At 42.1% G+C, this 18,010-nt stretch carries 16 protein-coding genes and 1 riboswitch; of the genes, 7 read left to right on the plus strand and 9 right to left on the minus strand.

Going from position 1 to position 18,010, the window contains the following annotated elements; genetic code table 11:
• Nucleotides 1–68: 68 nt before the first annotated feature.
• The 8 genes from RM556_RS04965 to RM556_RS05000 all read right to left on the minus strand — a co-directional run bounded on the left by RM556_RS04965 (nucleotide 69) and on the right by RM556_RS05000 (nucleotide 10,086).
• Nucleotides 69–1,202, minus strand: coding sequence for a glycosyltransferase family 4 protein (locus RM556_RS04965; RefSeq protein WP_311374013.1), 1,134 nt, complete (start codon nucleotides 1,200–1,202; stop codon nucleotides 69–71).
• Nucleotides 1,203–2,264, minus strand: a complete 1,062-nt coding sequence (locus tag RM556_RS04970; RefSeq protein WP_311374014.1) for a FemAB family XrtA/PEP-CTERM system-associated protein — start codon at nucleotides 2,262–2,264, stop codon at nucleotides 1,203–1,205. It lies immediately after the preceding gene.
• Nucleotides 2,261–3,265 carry a WalW protein gene (locus tag RM556_RS04975; RefSeq protein WP_311374015.1) on the minus strand — a complete coding sequence of 335 codons (1,005 nt, stop codon included), beginning with the start codon at nucleotides 3,263–3,265 and terminating at the stop codon, nucleotides 2,261–2,263. Before RM556_RS04975 ends, RM556_RS04970 begins: the two co-directional genes overlap by 4 nt.
• Nucleotides 3,265–4,380: a glycosyltransferase gene (locus tag RM556_RS04980; RefSeq protein WP_311361427.1), complete on the minus strand. Its 1,116-nt coding sequence runs from the start codon at nucleotides 4,378–4,380 to the stop codon at nucleotides 3,265–3,267. Before RM556_RS04980 ends, RM556_RS04975 begins: the two co-directional genes overlap by 1 nt.
• 17 nt (nucleotides 4,381–4,397) lie before the next feature.
• Nucleotides 4,398–5,480: a glycosyltransferase family 2 protein gene (locus RM556_RS04985; RefSeq protein WP_311361428.1), complete on the minus strand. Its 1,083-nt coding sequence runs from the start codon at nucleotides 5,478–5,480 to the stop codon at nucleotides 4,398–4,400.
• Nucleotides 5,378–8,032, minus strand: coding sequence for a hypothetical protein (locus RM556_RS04990; protein WP_311361429.1), 2,655 nt, complete (start codon nucleotides 8,030–8,032; stop codon nucleotides 5,378–5,380). Before RM556_RS04990 ends, RM556_RS04985 begins: the two co-directional genes overlap by 103 nt.
• A 122-nt stretch (nucleotides 8,033–8,154) precedes the next feature.
• On the minus strand, nucleotides 8,155–9,210 hold the full coding sequence (locus RM556_RS04995; RefSeq protein ID WP_311361430.1) for a GNAT family N-acetyltransferase: 1,056 nt from the start codon (nucleotides 9,208–9,210) through the stop codon (nucleotides 8,155–8,157).
• A gap of 27 nt (nucleotides 9,211–9,237) precedes the next feature.
• On the minus strand, nucleotides 9,238–10,086 hold the full coding sequence (locus tag RM556_RS05000) for a PEP-CTERM/exosortase system-associated acyltransferase (protein ID WP_311361431.1): 849 nt from the start codon (nucleotides 10,084–10,086) through the stop codon (nucleotides 9,238–9,240).
• 182 nt (nucleotides 10,087–10,268) lie between these two features.
• On the opposite strand from RM556_RS05000, the gene RM556_RS05005 reads away from it, so the two are divergent.
• The 6 genes from RM556_RS05005 to RM556_RS05030 all read left to right on the plus strand — a co-directional run bounded on the left by RM556_RS05005 (nucleotide 10,269) and on the right by RM556_RS05030 (nucleotide 15,351).
• Complete coding sequence (locus tag RM556_RS05005) at nucleotides 10,269–11,114, plus strand: serine protease (protein WP_311361432.1); 846 nt, start codon at nucleotides 10,269–10,271, stop codon at nucleotides 11,112–11,114.
• Between the two features lie 160 nt (nucleotides 11,115–11,274).
• Entirely contained in the window at nucleotides 11,275–12,015 is a 741-nt protein-coding gene (locus RM556_RS05010; protein WP_311361433.1) for a hypothetical protein, read from the plus strand.
• A gap of 49 nt (nucleotides 12,016–12,064) precedes the next feature.
• On the plus strand, nucleotides 12,065–12,322 hold the full coding sequence (locus RM556_RS05015; protein WP_311361434.1) for a hypothetical protein: 258 nt from the start codon (nucleotides 12,065–12,067) through the stop codon (nucleotides 12,320–12,322).
• Entirely contained in the window at nucleotides 12,323–13,195 is an 873-nt protein-coding gene (locus tag RM556_RS05020; protein WP_311374016.1) for an HprK-related kinase A, read from the plus strand.
• Nucleotides 13,185–14,333, plus strand: a complete 1,149-nt coding sequence (locus RM556_RS05025; RefSeq protein WP_311374017.1) for a nucleotidyltransferase family protein — start codon at nucleotides 13,185–13,187, stop codon at nucleotides 14,331–14,333. Before RM556_RS05020 ends, RM556_RS05025 begins: the two co-directional genes overlap by 11 nt.
• 4 nt (nucleotides 14,334–14,337) lie before the next feature.
• On the plus strand, nucleotides 14,338–15,351 hold the full coding sequence (locus RM556_RS05030) for an NAD-dependent epimerase (protein WP_311374018.1): 1,014 nt from the start codon (nucleotides 14,338–14,340) through the stop codon (nucleotides 15,349–15,351).
• 142 nt (nucleotides 15,352–15,493) lie between these two features.
• On the opposite strand, the gene RM556_RS05035 is transcribed toward RM556_RS05030, so the two are convergent.
• Nucleotides 15,494–16,189, minus strand: coding sequence for a PEP-CTERM sorting domain-containing protein (locus RM556_RS05035; protein ID WP_311374019.1), 696 nt, complete (start codon nucleotides 16,187–16,189; stop codon nucleotides 15,494–15,496).
• 24 nt (nucleotides 16,190–16,213) lie between these two features.
• A riboswitch (cyclic di-GMP riboswitch) is annotated at nucleotides 16,214–16,292 on the minus strand.
• A 296-nt stretch (nucleotides 16,293–16,588) separates the two neighbouring features.
• Between RM556_RS05035 and RM556_RS05040 the strand changes: the two genes are divergently transcribed.
• A complete protein-coding gene (locus RM556_RS05040; RefSeq protein WP_311374020.1) occupies nucleotides 16,589–17,779 on the plus strand; it encodes an IS4 family transposase in 1,191 nt (396 codons plus the stop codon).
• Nucleotides 17,780–18,010: the final 231 nt, after the last annotated feature.

The following is an 18,010-nucleotide window of genomic DNA, read 5'->3' on the forward strand; positions in this document are numbered from 1 at the left end:
CAGACATATTATTCTTCAACTAAATAAGTTCGATATGCTCAATTTTTATAAAACGGCTTACAAAATTTTTAGCATTTGGCATAAATTTCTAGGTAGTTATTGACCATTTTTTTCTGTTCGAATTTCTCATAAAATTGACGTAAAGCATTCTGTCCAAAAGTGAGCGTCGTATCGGTATCATTTATTAAGCTTAGCATCGCATTACTAAAGCTTTTCTCGCTATTGTTTTCAGTAACTAAACCTGACACTTTATTCAATATCACCTCACTATTCCCCCCTGCATCAGTAACAATAGAGGGTTTTGCAAGAGACATTGCTTCAAGGATAGTCATGGATGTGCCTTCACTTAAACTTGAAAGTAAATATACGTCGAACATTGCTAAGTATGCTTTGGGGTAGGGAATATAGCCAGTCAAAACCACAGAATCTGCAATATCGAGTATTTGAATTTGTTGTTCTAGTTCATCCATCAACTCGCCATCACCTACAATGAATAGTTTAGCATCAGCTCGTTTCTCTAATACCCTTGCAAATGCATTAAGCATCATTTTCTGATTCTTTATTGGGTCAAGTCGCGCAACAGTACCGAATACAAAATCACCACCCTTGAGCTTGTGCTGTTGCCGAACTTGTTCTATTTCACCTAAATCAACTTGAAGCGCTTTAATGCCATTATAAACAACCTCTATATTACTACGCTTTAAAAATTCATATTCAACTAATGCCTCTTTCGTCGCCTCAGAAATAGCCGTAATACGGTCTGTCATCATTGAGAGAATAGGATTAACGAAGCGTCGTTTCCAACTACTCACATCAGGGTAAAAACGGCCATGTTCAGTGAAAATCACTTTCGTCGATAGGCCCAATACTGCCAATGTACCGTAAACCCAGGGTGTATATTGATGACAATGAATGATATCAATTTCATGGGCTCTGACATGCTTTCTAATTGCAGTTATCAACGAACGGTCGAACCCGTTCTCTCTTGCTTTGGAGTGAATACTATAACCTTCGTCCTGTAAGTCTTTTCCCCAAGGCCCAATAGGTTCTTCAATGCAGAAAATTGACATTTCAACACTGCCATCATTACCTTCAATGATATTTTTTATCACCATTTCTGTACCGCCTATGCGCATGTCATAAGTAATATGCAGTACTTTTTTCTTGGTTGCCTGAGTGTTAGTAAGTTTGGTCTGTTCCAATTATAAGCTCACATATTTACGAATTTTAGGCCCAAGTGCGTTTACCAAGCCCAAAGGGAGCTTTTTCCAGATAGCTTCGACTAGCTGGCGCAACTTTCCATTTTTGCTTTCAGCAGATTCAGGCTGTTCAGTACCATCCTTATAGCTTTGCCAATCTAGATAGCTTGGACTTGCTCCCCATTGCTTTTTAAAATTGTAAGTCCCTTCAAAAGCAGTTGAACGCCCAAAATCAAATGTGCTAGCACCACTATTTATTGCTTCACTAATTACTGTCCAGTAAAGCAACATATTCGGAGCTAATCGATTGTAGTCTGATTTTGTAGAAGCCCAAGGAATAGAAGCTGCGTTGCCATTAAGTAGCACGATACCGCCTCCAACCGCAACATTATCGCTATATACCAAAGCTAAATAAGCCTTGTCTTGATAGTTTTTAAGTACTTGCTTGAACCACTCTTTTGAGTGGACTGGGGAGCCGAGAGAGCGCATATTTAATGAAATTACTTCATAAAACTGCGCTAACTTTTCTTCAAACTTTGCGGAGGATTCAAAGCGAAACACTCCAGCATTCAAGCCGTTTTTCTCGGCCTTCCTGATTTGGCTTCTGAGTTTCGATTTAAAGGCTGCCATTTGCTGTTCAGCATCAGCTTCTAAATTAAGTAGCATTCTTACTTTTTCGCTACCTATTAGCTTTTCAGGGGCAATTATGACGTTGCTAGCATTACGTATTTCAAGAGGCGAGTTAGTGTCAGTTGAAACCTCTACAGCTGCTGTTCTTAAAGCGTCTACAACACTCTGACTTTCTGCCAAAGGCCCAGCAGCATCACAATAGGGTGCCGCAACATATGAATTTCCTTTTAATGGAATTTTCATTTCAACCAGAGGCAAAACCCCAACTAACTTATCACCCTCAAACGCCCCTAAATAATGAGTATCAAACCCATAGCTTGCTTTGACTGCTTGGCCCCAAGCAAAGCGATGGTATGGCGTTGCCTCATCACATTGGTCAACATAGTTGTCCCATATGGCTTGATGTGTGTCGTTTAGTCGTTTTATTTCAATCATGAGCGCTGTAACATTTTTGGGTTTTGAGCGAAGTAGACTTGCGCTTCTTTTAGAGTCATAAAGTTCAACTGATAGTCTTCAGATAATGCGTCAATTACTGCGCTTACGCGGCTGCATATTTCGTTGAATGGGTCTTCCACATTGAAGAACCCTGTCCCGTTTTTGATAAGATTCGAGCTGTGAAAGAACAGATTGATATAGCTTGCACCATTCTTGTAAGTCTTATGGGCGAGCGAAACCATATCTTTTGCTTCCATCACTTCTGGGCTCATATATATTTTGCGCAGCAAATGGGTGTGCCATAAAAAGCTGACGCTTCTTAAATATTTTAACGGAGCCGACGCGGCAAGCTCGTGAACTTTGTCACATAGCGAAAATGCACTACGGTTAAAGCCAACCGATGCCTGAATTTCCATTATATTACGCTGCTCACCGGCGCTCAGGACATTTTGTGCGTCTGGCCAGTAGGCACCAATTGGGGAACCTTGGCAGGTGAAAAATTCGTTTGAGTAATAAGGGTACACGCTTGAATCAACCGTGAAGCCTCTGCTCCAAAGTAGCTGCATAATGTCGGCAGATATTCCCCAGCGGCCTGTGCGGAATGAAGTGGGTTGATAGTCGAATTCATTCACAAAAACCGACACGAGCTCGTCTAGTTTAGCTTCGACATGTTCAATAGGTAAGTTAACCACATGAGAGTTTGCTTCGTTGGGCTTTTCGAAAAAAGGAGGGTTTGCCCAAGGGTGAAGGTGAGCGCCGAGTTCACATGTATTATCCTTTATTGCCTGAGCAAAAACCTTGTTCTCTGCAGCGCCTTTTGCAGCTGCATAATCGACGAAATAACAAGGGCGAATGCCTTTATCGTTACAAAAATCTTGAAAAGCAGGGATCTTGACTAAATTTTTGACCGAAAAGTCTTTTTCGGGGAAGGGACCATCCCAGTCCCATTCCTCTTCGGTATCTATCGTCAAGATAAAGACGAGTTCGGGTTTTGTTTTCACTATGTCACTTCCTTGTTGTCCAATACGTCGTTAAACAGAGTAACGTATTCATCCGCCATTCGTTTGGCAGAGTAATGCTCGTTTACGTAATCACACGCGTTCTTACCTAATTGTTTTGCATAGTCTTGGTCGTTGAGTATTTTTTCCCAAGCCGCTAGTAAATGCTCTTTGTCGCCCAAAGGCGACAGTAAGCCAGTCTGTTCGTTGGTAATCAGTTGATCAATACCTGCAATATCATAGGCTGCAACAGGGGTTTCCATTGCGCAGGCTTCCATCAAACATCTTGGGATCCCCTCAAGGGTAGAGGTCATAGCGAAAAGATCAAAGCTTTTTAAATAGTCTAAGCGGTCATCCCTATAACCTAAATAGTGGATGTCTGCTTTTGACGACAAGGTCTGTGTGTAGGTTTCTAACTCTTCTCTTGACTCACCATCACCCAGCAAGATGAGTTCAAGATCGTCCATTTTTTGGTGCAGAGCATCAAATACATCAAGTAGGTCTTTGATATTTTTGCGGCTGATCATTTGCCCAATAAAGCCCACGCGCTTTTTAGTTTTCTCAAGGGCCATGGGTTTTTGTTTGAATTTCTCTACTTCAGACAAATCAACACCATTTTGGATGTACACCAGTTGTGGCTTTTCGATATTGTATGCTTCGACGTCTTTCACCAATTGTGGTGACAGTGGCACAACATGATCTGCGTACTTCATGGCTTGGCAACCTAGCCAAATGAATAAACGCAATTTGAAGTCTTTCGCATTTTCAAAGCCATGCGGGGTAACGATAACGGGTACTTTGGCTTTACGGGCCGCTAGTACGCCAAGTATGTCTGATTTGTAGCCATGAGTGTGCACTGCATCAATGTTGTTGGCTTTGATGTATTCGGCAAGTCTACTCACTGCCTTAAAGTCAAATTTGTGCGCCATTGGCAATTCGTAAACGTCACCGCAGTCTCGCTTGAAGTGTCTGGCTATTTCTAAGTTCTGAGAGGCCGCTTCATCAGTCACCGCTAAACTGTATTTTACGTTCTTATCGACCGTATTATTGCAAAGAGCCAAAATCCAACGCTCTGCACCGTAGAAACCAGTAGAACAAATAAATTGAAGTATATGCATATTTCTCGACGGTGTTTTCAAGTGTGACTACTCGTTGCAATAGGTTTAAGAAGGCCCAGAATTGTACCCCAAGTTCTGGCTGGAAAATACAGAGCATAAAATTTAATCACTGTGAATAAGCTGATTTTTGGTCGCGCTAAGCGATAAAGTCTTAAGGTATACAAGCTCAACACACCTAGGCTAGCGAGCAAACTGAATAGTGCTAAGCTTGGCAATGATAAAAGGCTAAACATAAGCGCAAATACCAAGCCAAAAGTAAACATCGGCGGGGCAATAAAACTAGGGTATTCAGAAAGACCTATCTTCCTGCCATTCAATGACGCTAAGTTTGACTGGCCACGCCAAATTTCCTTTTTGGCCATTTCTGAAAATACCTTATCCTCTCCTAAGTGCACATAAGTACTTGCTGTGGTGTAGTACAAGTCACCTTGTTCACCTACTTTTTGGGTAAATACGTAGTCTTCACAAGTGACTAGGTGTTCGGGAAAACCTCCTGATTCTATAAATGTTTCGCGCTTCATCAGTAAGTTTCTACCCGGTAAAAATTCGACTGTGCAATCTACATGGGCGTTACTCAATTCGGTCCGCAGAATTTCCAGCGGACTGGCACCATCAGAAGCAACTTGTACCGCACTGACCAGTTTCGTATTGTCATTCAGCATTGGATACAACTGGCTTAACCAATTGGGCGCTAGTTCAATATCCGCATCCAGAAAACCGACTACTGCACCACTTGCACTCTGAAAGCCAATGTTGCGTTGCGCCGATATCGTAATGTCCATTGGTGCATGAATTACTTTAATCGTCAGCTTGTCTTGTAAAGGGGTAAAATCAAAATCAAGCGTGTCATTTTTGGTGACGATAATCGCTTCAAGGCCAAGCTCATCTCCAGCTACCTGAGTTTTCAAGCGATGCAAAGACTCAATTGTCTCTATTAACATCTTTTCCCGTCCATAATGGGGAATGATAAAGCTACAGCACTTTGGATTGACTTCTATCATGCTTGGGCCGCCTCTGTTTTTTTGCCTTTGAGCTGCGGGAAACGAATGAATAAATGCTTTATTTCGCGCTTGATTGAATATTGTTTTAGAAAGCGCCATGCAAAACCCAACAAGCTGTAGGGCTCACTTTGGTAGTCTACTGTGACCTTGGGTGTGTCGGTTCGCGGCTCAATCTTATCCGACATATTATTTTGCATAATTAAGGCAAGTATCCGAGTGTAGTCTTTTTCTTCACTCTCAATCAGTTTCGCTTCAACATACTCGGTAAGGGTTCTTATCTTATCAGCAACTTTCTCGAGAAGTTCTTTGTTACTTACAAGGTAAGGCTCAGCTACTTTCAGAACCATAATTTTTCGGAGATCTTGCGCAGTCCAGGTATCATTTGGATATTCTAGGCGCTCACTATTTTGCAAGTAGGGCACTTCTGATGTCGCGATATATTCAACATAATGCAGAAAGGCTTTTTTAATCGGGGCATAGTCATGACTGATGCCATACACGGTCTCGCAGATCCATAAATACTTGGCAACTGACTGCATAAACACAATGTAGTACCAAGTGTTTTCTATATCCTCGAAATTTCGTTCAGCAATATCATCCTCATGGCTAAATGTATGCAAGATAATATTTGATGCCTTTTCAATATACTGTGCGTCTGAGCTTAGTTCATAGCTGTCTATTAGCGCATTGATATAGTTCGCTACACCACGATCTAAAGGATATTGGCCAGTGAGTGGATTTCTCACAATGGCTTTATTGCGGTACTGAAGTAGGGTGCCGAGTAATGTGCCATCCCCCTCGAAGAAGTAAGAGATCCAAGTGCTTAGTTTCAACACGGCTTCTTTTGCTTTCATATTTCCGCTGAGTTGATGATAAAGCGCTAGACCACTTGTGTAGCAATGATGACTGCCGGGGCCACCGCCGCCAGCATGATCCTCATACACGCCTTGTTGTTGGCGCTTTGAGTATGTTCGATGGGTTGCTGTTTCAGCTTCAACGTAGTGATCAGTGTGCCAAAACAAACCGCCATTGTATTCGAGCTTATCTAATGTTGTATGGTAAATATCAATGTTAACTATATGCTCAAACAAATCGTCAGCAAGTTGCTTCCATTGGGTATCACCGGTAAGTAACCATTGTTTTAAGAAGCCAAATAGCGGGTCATATTGATTATTATAGTGTGATACGAATATATCATCGCCTTTATGACCAACGGCTTCGTGGTCGGCATATATATCCCCAAAATTTCGCCAACCAAACTCATCCAAGGCTTCACGCTTGTTGAAGAAATTACGTTCACCACTCAAGCCCATTTCGACGATGTGTGCTAGGGGGCTTTTTAAAACGCTTTTTCGAAGCCACGGTATGGTATTCGAGTCGCAAAAAAGGTCGCTGCTTGGCACGGGCATTAGTGGAAGAGCAATAGCTGAAGGCTCATTAACCGAGCCTGAAAGCTGAATATTGATCGTATGCGTTTTTATTTCGCCAGCCTGCAATTCGACAAAGCTAGCTATGTCACTGGGGGCGAAATCTACCGTTATTTTGCCAGACTCCCCTAAGACTTTAAGCGGGAAAGCTTCCCAAGTTTGCGCAAGAGACAAGGCATAGGAAGTGTCTTGATTTTTTAATGCGCAAGTAAATTTAGGGCGCATAATACGTGTTTGCTCGGCATCGCCGTTAGTACTTTGGGTCAGTAGTGCACCGCGTTCACCTAGCTTGATTTGGCCGTGTTTATTGACATGGTTTTTTGATTGCCAATTGTCGCCACCACTGTTTTCTATTAGTACAGACCAGCTTTCGTAGGGTTCAAACTCGGTGTCATTATTAGTTGCTGTGCCACTATTTGCTTCATCGATGCAAGATACGCTTAACTCTGCCCCCGGACACTCCAACACAAGCCCAAATTGTGACAACTCTACACTATTCTGATTGCCTAAATCCCACTGACCGCCTTCTTGTACTATTGGCATAGGATTATGCAGTGACAAACGCAGTGTGAGTGCATTGCTTATGTAATCAAGTTGATATTGAAGATAAAGCTGCAGATGTTTAGGCGAATTGGCAAGTTGAATTCGAAACGCTTGCTCAAGTTGCGCATAGATAGGCTCACCAGTATTGGCACTGCGAGTAAAGGAACTTGAATCTAAGGCTTCTATGTTGTGCCTATAGCCGACGGTTTGAAGCAAAAGGTGTGACCTTAGACTGTTTGCACCGGCCTGCTCACTGCTGTCTCGATAATTGCACTCTTGAAAGTGCAGCGCGCTGTGTTTGTCGACACGCAGTTTCTTTTCTTTCGAACTTAACTCAAAGTACTTATCGTGCTTTGTCGCACAATCCACTTTGCGAAACATCTTGGCATTCGTGCTGGTAATAAAACAGCGTATGCTTGGTTGTGCTTTGTCTTTACCTGGCGCCTGCGGACTATCTATCATCGATACGCTATCTGGCGCTTGGCTTTCAATCAAGCACCAGCGTATTGATTTGTCATGCCACAAGGCGGTAGGGTGAATGCTAGCGACTAAGGCTTGTCCACTTTCATCTACTAACTGTAAGTTTTGTTCCGGCCAAAAAGTACCTTGCGGTAGCGGTACGCCGAATGAAAAGGACGATTGACTCGCATGAGTATTATCTAAGTTAAATACATGGATCATTAAGCTACGTGCCTTGCCATTGTTTGCTGAGTCATTACTTACCTTGTTATTGAACTGAGTCCTTGTTGCGCGTCATAGTATAAATTTTAATAGCTCAAACTATAAGCTTTTTTTACTGACGATTATATTCCTGACTTAAACCCTTTTAACCAACGAAATAAGCGGTTTCTGATTGAAGGCGTAGAAATTTCAATATGGTAGACCGGATAATGTGCATTCGACATTTGTTCTTTATAGCGCGCAGGTCCAGCTAAAAAATCATACCGTTCAAAATCCTTCATTTTATAATACTCAATCGCGGCTAAGTGCATACTCATGCCAGGCTTTATTTTATTGTCGTTACTCGAGAACTTAATTGCAGACAAATAAAACAGAGCGTACTGACCTTGTTTTAAAACATACAAATATCCTAAGCACGTATCGCCGGCACGCACCATCAGCAGTTCTGCTTGATTCTCCTGACCAGTACCTTGTTTCAGTATTTTGTCATGAAAAGCCACGAACTTAGGATTCGCAAAGCCACTACCAAACTCACTGTCACCCCAGCGCTGCATATGGATCGCGCCAACTTCATTCAAAATGGTAGAATGGCTAGCTACATCTATTGGGCTAACGCTAATCTCACCAAGCGTATTTTCAATGAGTTTGTTTGAGCGCTTTATTGCTGAGCGAGTGTTTTTTGAAAGGCTCTGTAAGTAATCGCCCTGAGTTAAGTCAACATAAGCACTATTTTCTGCACTGCGTTCACTCGTTGCTTGAATGGAGCAAGGCCAGTGATCCGACAGCGTATTTCGGATAACGATTTTACTGGTGTTTGGTAACGCACTTAGCCGCTCTAGCATTGCGGTAACAACAATGTCACGTTCGTCCTTCAGGCAAATAACATCATTGTGTTCGGTCCACACTTGATCATTTAAGTGATTGCCCGTTTGATTCAGAAAGTAGGTGTTGCCCAGAAAATGTGTTTGTTTACCCCAAAACCCAAAGCCAATAACCTGTTTATCGCGGACACAAATGAGTAAAAGAGGAAGTTTATCGAGTGTTTCTAGCCAAGATACAAGCCAGAACGGACTTAAAAATAGGTTGCCTGTATTCACACTTTCGTGAACAGTGCTAAACAGCTCAGAAACCATCTCGGTAGTATAATAATCGAATATGTCGGTGTTTACCTGAGGCATCCTTTCCCTACTATCTATCTTGGCGCGTTATAGAGTTTGAGCATACAGACTTTTTCGAATGTTCTCCAACATGAACGTGAACTCTTTGCTTAAATTGGCGAACAACATATCTCTGTTAATGTAGTAGGGCGCTCTTTGCCCATGATATTCAATCACAGGACCGATTTGTTCAAACTTGATGCCTACGTAAGACATGCTTTTGGCGAGTTTGGGTTCCATCATCATGTAAGCATGCTTCTTACCAAGCTTTAGGCATAGCGCCGCAGCACTAAAATACAAACCTACTGCGATGAAAGGAAAGCATCGTAGTTCTTTGTCTGAGTCGATGAATTCATTAATGGTGCCGGTTGCCGCGCCAACAAATTTGTCAGACGCACGTCGCCTAAAAGCACTTGGCACAGCCAAACGAGAAATTTCACAAATATCTTCACGCGGGAAGTTCGAAGGTAAATACTCGTGATCTAAAATGCTATCAAGACAGTGCTTTTCGATGGGAAGTAATTGTTTGTCACTTTCAGGTGAAATCACACGCACAGTGCCCGCATAGGTACGAGATTTTATGTGTTGAATGAGGGCATGCTTTGAGTAAGCGTCGAATTCATCGCTTTCTAAGCCATCTTCACGGCAGTCTTCATATTGCAACTCTTCGCAATATACGTCATGTCTTAATTTACTCGACAAATCTTGTTTAAAGTCACTATTTGCAATGACAGGAGTGAGAAATTGAGAAAAATGAAAACTAATTTCTTCAGCTTCTTTACGCTGCTTGCGCATCGCTATCCTGTTCCTAATAGCGCCAAGCAGTCCCTTATTCATTATGTAATCTTGAATATTGTTGATAGAAAACTGCAAACCTGATTTTTGCGTTGATGCCATGTAAAAGAATACCTTTATTATCCAACAAGTATTTTACAAAGTTCGCCGCACAAGGGCAGTATCCCACATCATAACTCGTATGTGGTTTTATACTTTACTGGACGATGTGGTAGCGGATTTGATATTGGTAATCTGGAGTAATTTAGATATGCTAGGAAGATACTGAATAGGGACATATAGTCATGATAACAACAAGTTCTTGCCACTTTGAGCAACGTCATATTTCAACAACATGGCGGGTTTTGCTGACGCTCGTAGTATTCATCGTTTTTGGCAGTACAGGAAATACAGCGTTTGCTTATCAAGGGGGAGGACAAGAACAAGAAACTCGGCTAGTGCAAAACATTAAAAAAACCAAACCGTCGGTAGTTGGTATTGCGATTCTGACACCTTTAGAAGCGAATGCGCCAAAAATTATAGGCACGGGCTTTGTCGTTGGAGATGGTAAGCATATAGTGACGAACTATCATGTTGTATCAAAAGATCTCGACCCTAAGAAGGTTCAACATTATGTTGCCTTGAGTGGTTCTGGTCCGAATCCTCAGGTACATAAGATGACAGTGCTTGCGATTGACCCGGTACACGATTTGGCAATCCTGACAATAGACAAGGCCTTGCCAAGCCTGAGCCTAGCCAATGACGACTTGGTTGACGATGGATCGTCAGTTTTCTTTACAGGCTTCCCAATTGGTGCGGTCTTAGGATTATATCCAGCGACTCACACAGGACTTGTTGCTGCGACCACACCTGATATTAATCCCGCAAATAATGCGAACGAACTAACGGTAGAAATGCTGAAACGTTTGAAAAAGCCCTTTATGATCTATCAGTTAGACGCAACTGCGTATCCAGGTAACAGCGGTAGTCCCTTGTTATCTCTTTATTCAAATGAGGTCATTGGTATCATAAATAAGGTGTTTGTTAAGGAAGGAAAAGAGGCTGCCTTGACGAACCCTAGCGGCATCACATACGCGATTCCTGTGAGAGAGTTGAGAAAGCTAGCAAAGACGGTTGATTTAGCGCTATAATCTGTCGAAGTTTTTTGCACATTGTGCAAAGCAAAGATTTAAATGCATGTAAAACAAATGGTTATGAAGTGGAATACTTTTTGCATTGCAATAGTATTCAATGGGTTGAGGTTCAATACCTCACCCACTAGCAGTTTTATTTTAGTAAGGTAATTTTCAGATGGAAGATAACAACTCAAACTTGCCGACGGAATCGGCGTCAGACAACGCTAAAAGTAGACGTCGCTTTTTAACACGCGCTTCTGCCGGTGCAATGTTGGCCACGATACCAAGTAAATCAGTTTGGGCTACGATGAGCTCGAATAGTATTGCGGCTTCTGGCCATGGTTCTGATTTCGCAGGTGGACATCAACTACATTTGAAAAGCCCACATGACTGGTTGAAAACGCGTGTCGGCCAATTAGCATATAAGTACCTTGCCGTGTGTGGTGGATCTCCAAACATCGATTGGAAATTAAAGCGTTGCTTAGGTAATAAAGTAAACGATTTATTTTTGTGCCATTTGCTTGGTGACACTGCTGAATTGACAAATTTCTTTAAAAAAGTCGGCGGGAAAGTCGGTACGTTTAGAAAAAACAATAATACTTATCACGTGAAGTTGTTTCAGCAATCACGCAATAAGTGGAGATACTACAAGTGGTCTGATATTTTCAACTACTTAGGTGGCAACTCCGAACTGAATAAATATATCGTCAGTGCCTACTTGAATGCAGAGTTGAGTGGTAGATTCCCTGGTGTATTTTACCCAATTGTTAACTCGTTCAACGGTAGCAAGCCACCTTTCCAAAGTGCTGAAGCGTTTATTGCCAAAATACATGCAGCGGCCCAACATGATCCGCATGGTACCTTGCAGTTGTTAAAAGACTTGCATCACAATCCAAATAAGCTACGAACAGCATAGTTAGCGTTGCGTCGTTTCGGCGTACGGATGCATAAAAAGAAAGGTTACAGTGGCAGACGAAACGTTTTCACAAGAACTTGAATTAAAAAAGGGGATGCGCTTGCATCCCTTTTTAGATGGTTCGGGCATTGTGCTCTTTGACCCTACTCGCACATTTGTTAGCTCATTGAATGTCAGCAAAGAAACGTTCTTTGGTTGGTTGCGCTCTCCTGATGAGCTCAATGATAAAAACGCTGAACTGCTTAACACGCTCATTCACCAAGGTTTTGTTGTTGCTGCAGATAATGCTCAAAGCGAGCCGCTATAAATGAAAACCTTTCAACTCTCTATTTCCCCATTTGTTTTTCAAATAGAAACGGATATCCCCTTAGTACTAGAAAACGCCAAGCTGATTTACCAGTCGGGCTATACCGAAGATATCCAAGAAAGCACATATGTGGATTACTTTCTGAGCATTACTTTCTCGAATGGCTTACGACGTTTCTTTCGACCGCAAGCTAGATTTTTATGTGATGATCGTGAGCCTTTTAAGCCGCTTCACGCAAACCAAGCATTTGCGATGTTAGAGTGGGGTATGAATTGGACTGTGGCTGCACATGAACTAGATTATGCGATTGTTCATTCGGCAGTTTTAGCGAAGGATAACAAAGCGATACTTTTCCCAGCACCGCCGGGCTCTGGAAAAAGCACCTTAACGGCGCACCTTTCTCAAAATGGTTGGCGCTTGTTATCAGATGAAATGGCCTTGATACAACCTAAAACAAACCGAGTGAGGCCCTTTGTTCGACCAGTATGTTTAAAAAATTCCTCCATCGAACTAGCAAAAGCTTGGTTTCCAGATGCTACCTATTCAAGTATTGCAAGGCATACTCACAAAGGTGACGTCATCCATATGGCGGCGCCAAGCGAAGCAAGTGCAGCTTGCGATGAAGAGGCTGAGATTGTGGGTATTGTTTACCCTAATTATAAAGCAGACACAACGCTAGATATTTACCCGATGAATATGACGGAAAGCTTCATGCAATTAGTCAGTAATTCATTTAACTTCACTGTGGTAGGTAATGAAAGCTTTGACACCATCACTCAGGTCATAGAGCAATCAAAGCACTTTGAAATATTTTACAATGACCTAAACGAAGTCAGCGCTTTCTTGGATGAGGAAATCATTCATGCAAATTGACTACCATTTCTTAGTTAGTTTGTTCGAGCATCCAGAGCGTTTGTGTGATTTGAAAGCGCATCAACGACCGTTCGTACTTTTGATTTTACGTCAGCAGAAAGTGCTTCCAAAGTTTGCGTATTTGTTTTTTCAATATCAAGAACAGGCTAGCAATCCGAAAGAAATGGATGAGAAGACTTTGCGGCATTTGCGAAATGCGTTTCGCATAGCGGAAAAACAAAAAGAGCAGGTGGCCTTTGAAGCTGATGAGATTGTCAAGGCACTCTCTCCAGTATCTCGCTTTGTCGTGTTTCTAAAGGGCGCAGCATATAGCTTGAATCAAAGTGAAGTAGGCCAAGGCCGTATCTATTCAGATATAGACATATTGGTTAATAAAGACGATCTACATGATTGTGAACAGCACCTTGGTATGCATGGTTGGATTGGCGGAGAGATTACCGATTATGATGAAAAGTACTACCGCAAATGGGCACATGAAATTCCACCGTTAACTCACGTTCATCGCGGAACGAACATAGATGTTCATCATAATATTATTCCTGTGGTGTCAAAAGATGCGCCGAATGCCACTATATTAGAAAAGTATATTGTCAAAAACGACCACGGCATTCAAACACTGACAATTGATGCTCAATTTGTACATTGTTGTGTGCACTTGTTTCGTAACGAAGACTACCAAACCGCATTTCGAGATATCCTTGATCTTCGCTTTATGTTGATTGACGTAAACGATCCTGAACTTAAAGGCGTGATGAGAGTAGCCAAGGACCTTGGTTTTGAATATGAAGTAGGCTTAGCACTGTATTTCGTGCAAGAAATTTTTGGTTTGGCATTACCTCAAGCAGTCATTGATAAATGTTTAAACATGCACCGCTTTAGGTCTCGCATAGATTTGTGGACATTTAGCTCAGTTTTGCTTCCCAAGCACACTCGATTAAAACCAAAATCATCAGGTTTTAAACTCATGCTGGCTGAATTTAGAGGACATCTCATCAAAATGCCATTACCATTATTGGCCTATCATTTAACAATGAAGATGGGACGCGGTATTATACAAAAGGTCATGGGTGAGCACTTCTTCTCCCGTAAAGAAGAGCAGTTCGACCCAACAGACCTCACCACACCACCAAAAGGGTAATACATTGAAAATTCTAGTAACAGGTGCCGCAGGGTTTATTGGGGCACATACATGTCGACAACTACTTGATATGAACATGGAAGTTGTGGGTATCGACAATATTAACGACTATTACGATACGTCACTAAAAGATGCGCGTTTAGACTGGATAGCCGAACATCAAAATGCTGCGCAGTTTACATTCATCAAAATGGACATTGCCCACCGTGAGCCAATGGAAAGTTTGTTCGCTGAGCACAAGTTTGATCGTGTCGTACATTTAGCTGCTCAAGCAGGCGTCCGTTTTTCTATTGAAAACCCTCACGCTTATGTCGACGCAAACATTGTTGGTTTTATGAATATTCTGGAAGGTTGTCGTCACAATAAAGTAGAGCACTTAGTGTATGCCTCCTCTAGCTCGGTTTATGGCGCCAATGAGGCGATGCCTTTCAGTGTCGATGATAACGTTGACCATCCTGTGTCTTTATATGCAGCAAGCAAAAAAGCAAATGAATTGATGGCTCACACTTATAGCCACCTATATGACTTGCCAACGACAGGCTTACGCTTCTTTACCGTTTATGGTCCTTGGGGACGCCCCGATATGGCGCCGTTTAAGTTCACTAAGGCGATAAGCGCAGGTGACCCTATAGACGTATATAATTTCGGTAATCACCGCAGAGATTTTACCTACATTGACGATATCGTTTCAGGCGTTATCAAGACCATGATGCACGTTGCTCAGCAGAACCCTGAATGGGATCCTAAAGCACCATCACCAAGCTCAAGCAAAGGTCCTTGGCGTGTATACAATATTGGTGCACAAACGCCGGTACATTTGTTAACGTTTATTGAAACTATTGAGAAAGCATTGGGCAAAACAGCCGAGAAGAACTTGCTGCCAATGCAACCAGGCGACGTACCCGACACCTATGCTGATGTAGAAGCATTGGTAAAAGACGTAGGCTATCGCCCAAGCACAAGCTTAGATGAAGGTATTACTGAGTTTGTGAAATGGTACCAAGGTTTTTACGCTTAACAGCTAGATAGAAAAAGGGGTCAGAGTTAATTAATTTGCCGGTGGCAATTAATTAACTCTGACCCCTTTTTTAGTTTGCGCACTTTATTAGAGACAAAAAAAAGCCCACATTTGTGGGCTCTTTCATAACAAGAAGTACTTCTTATTTATTTTTTTGTCTGCGAACTAAAGCAAGACCTAGGATTGAAAGACCCATTAGGCCTAAAGCACCTGGTGCTGGAACTTTAATCTCAAACTGTTGAGCAACGCCACCGTTGAAATCTGTGAAAGTCACATTTGGAGTTACAAGGCCATCACCGATGAAGATGTGGCTACCGGCAACGTCTGTGCCAGACATGTTGCTGAACATTGAACCACCAAGTTCAAACTCTAAAACTTCAACAAAATCAGTTAAAGTGAAAGAGAAACCGTCGATACCGCCAGTGTTGTTTGTAAACGCAGTCCAGTTGATGATGTCGTCACCACCTAAGAAGCTCACATCAAGATGTCCATCAACAGAGTCGGCGTACGTGCCAGAGAACTCTAGTTGATATTCGTTAGCACCGCCATTGCTTGCGTCAAACGAAGGATCCAATGTTGATTCTTGAAATTGAATTTTACCGAACCACTCAGGGTACTGCTCAGTAAGGCCAAGACCAGTCCAACGAACATTCCACGTTTGTGGTGAAGCAGTTTCGTTCCAAATATAGTAACCCCAGTCAGTTGAACCAGACGCTGTACCAGCAATTAGGTCAGTAGCGCTGTCTGTGTCACCGTAGTATGTTGGTGTAAATGTTGCTGAAGCTGTGCCTGCGAACAGAAAAGCTGAAGCAATCAGTAGTGTTTTAGCTAGTTTCATCGTATTTTTCCTTTTAAAAACTCATTCTGCAGCTAGGCTACCTTGATGTTGAAGGCCCTTGGCTTTCCGCCCCAGCTTCACAGCAGGTTTGGCTTAATTAGTGATGAACTTGTTGTGTAATGCTTTCTCACATCGCGTTCTCTAACAGTTCAAAGCACGTTGTGTGCCAAAAGTTAAAAGGCCAATATAAACAATGGCTTATTTGTTTTGGTTTGTGGTTTTTGTTTGGTTTTAAGTCCTTGTGTAAAATATTCCGACATCAATTTAAAAGGAAAAAAGGGGTCAGAGTCTGACGTATCCCCACGAAATAAATGAGTAAGACTTTGATTTAAAATAAATTGAACATTCATGGTATCTGGTGATCAGATCAATCGCCAAACCTCACTAAAGACCGATACCATGAATGAAGCAACTATATTGAACAAGTTCCTTGCTGTTGTCACCCCTAAAATGCATAAAGTTAGACGTGCATCCCTCGCCAGTAGTGTAAATAGTTTACTAAGAGGGGCAAACGCGAGCGTCACCAGCATAGGCCGAGGTATTTGTTCTGGTGCTTATGAAAAACATCGAATAAAACGTGCTGACAGATTGTTGTCTAACAAGCATGTACAAAGTGATGCACTGACTATTTATGGTGCCTTATATAATCAATTTGTTGGCAATTCTCTGCGGCCAATAATACTTATTGACTGGTCTGATTTGGACACCCATAAAGGCTGTTTTTTACTTCGAGCTTCGGTAGCTTGCAATGGTCGTGGGGTTGCCATTTATCAAGAAATACATGATGTCAGTACAAAAGAAACACCGCGCACGCACAAAGCTTTTCTAGTTAAATTAAGTACCATCATTAATCAACAAGCCACACCTATTATTGTCACTGATGCTGGGTACAAAACAGTGTGGTTCAGAGAAGTAAAGGCCTTGGGTTGGGATTTTGCAGGTCGCGTTCGAAAACCCATGATGTATGTAAACAAGAAGCAAGAATGGGAGCATATAGACGAGCTATACAAGCAGGCTAAACGACGCCCTAACAGCTTCAATGGCCAAATATGCCGCTCGCGTCCGTTAGCATGCACTTTAGTGTTGTTTAAAGGTAAAAATAAGGGGAGACACAGCCTTACTCAGCATAACATTCGGCGACAATCGAAATGTTCAAAAGTCCATGCCAAAGGCGCGACCGACCCTTGGCTGATAGCGACATCACTTCCTAGAACAAAACATACCGCCAAAAAGCTAGTCACTATTTATAAGATGAGAATGCAAATTGAAGAAGAGTTCAGAGACATTAAAAGCAGCTTGTTTGGACTCGGTTTTGAACATCATAAAAGTCGGTGTATTAAACGCATTGCAGTGTTGATATTAATCGCCACCTTAGCCAGTATTTTAGCCAACATAATCGGGTTGGCTATGACTTTAGCCGGGGTACATAAACGCTATCAGGCCAACACACTAAAAACAAGACGAGTATTATCATTTCATTATTTGGGCTTAAGAGGATATGTGGACAAGTACTTTACATTGCTTACTGGGCAATATGAAATCGCTGTAACCCATATCCGACATATGATTAATGAGAATTCCTATGACTAATTATTCGTGGGGATCCCTCAGGGTCAGAGTTAATTTTTTTCACGCTTTGAGCAGATCCTCACCAATATAAACCTTCAAACGGCATGGATGCCGTTTGGGAGCGGGTAGGATACCGACAAGCGTGTTTATATTGGTGAGGATCTGCTGAAAGCTAAATGATAAATAATTAACTCTGACCCCTTTTTTTGTTTTTTCGAGCACAAAAAAGGACAGCAAAAGCTGTCCTCCAAA

Origin of the sequence: Alteromonas sp. W364, assembly GCF_031846205.1 — a bacterium.
Classification (GTDB): Bacteria; Pseudomonadota; Gammaproteobacteria; order Enterobacterales; family Alteromonadaceae; genus Glaciecola; species Glaciecola blandensis.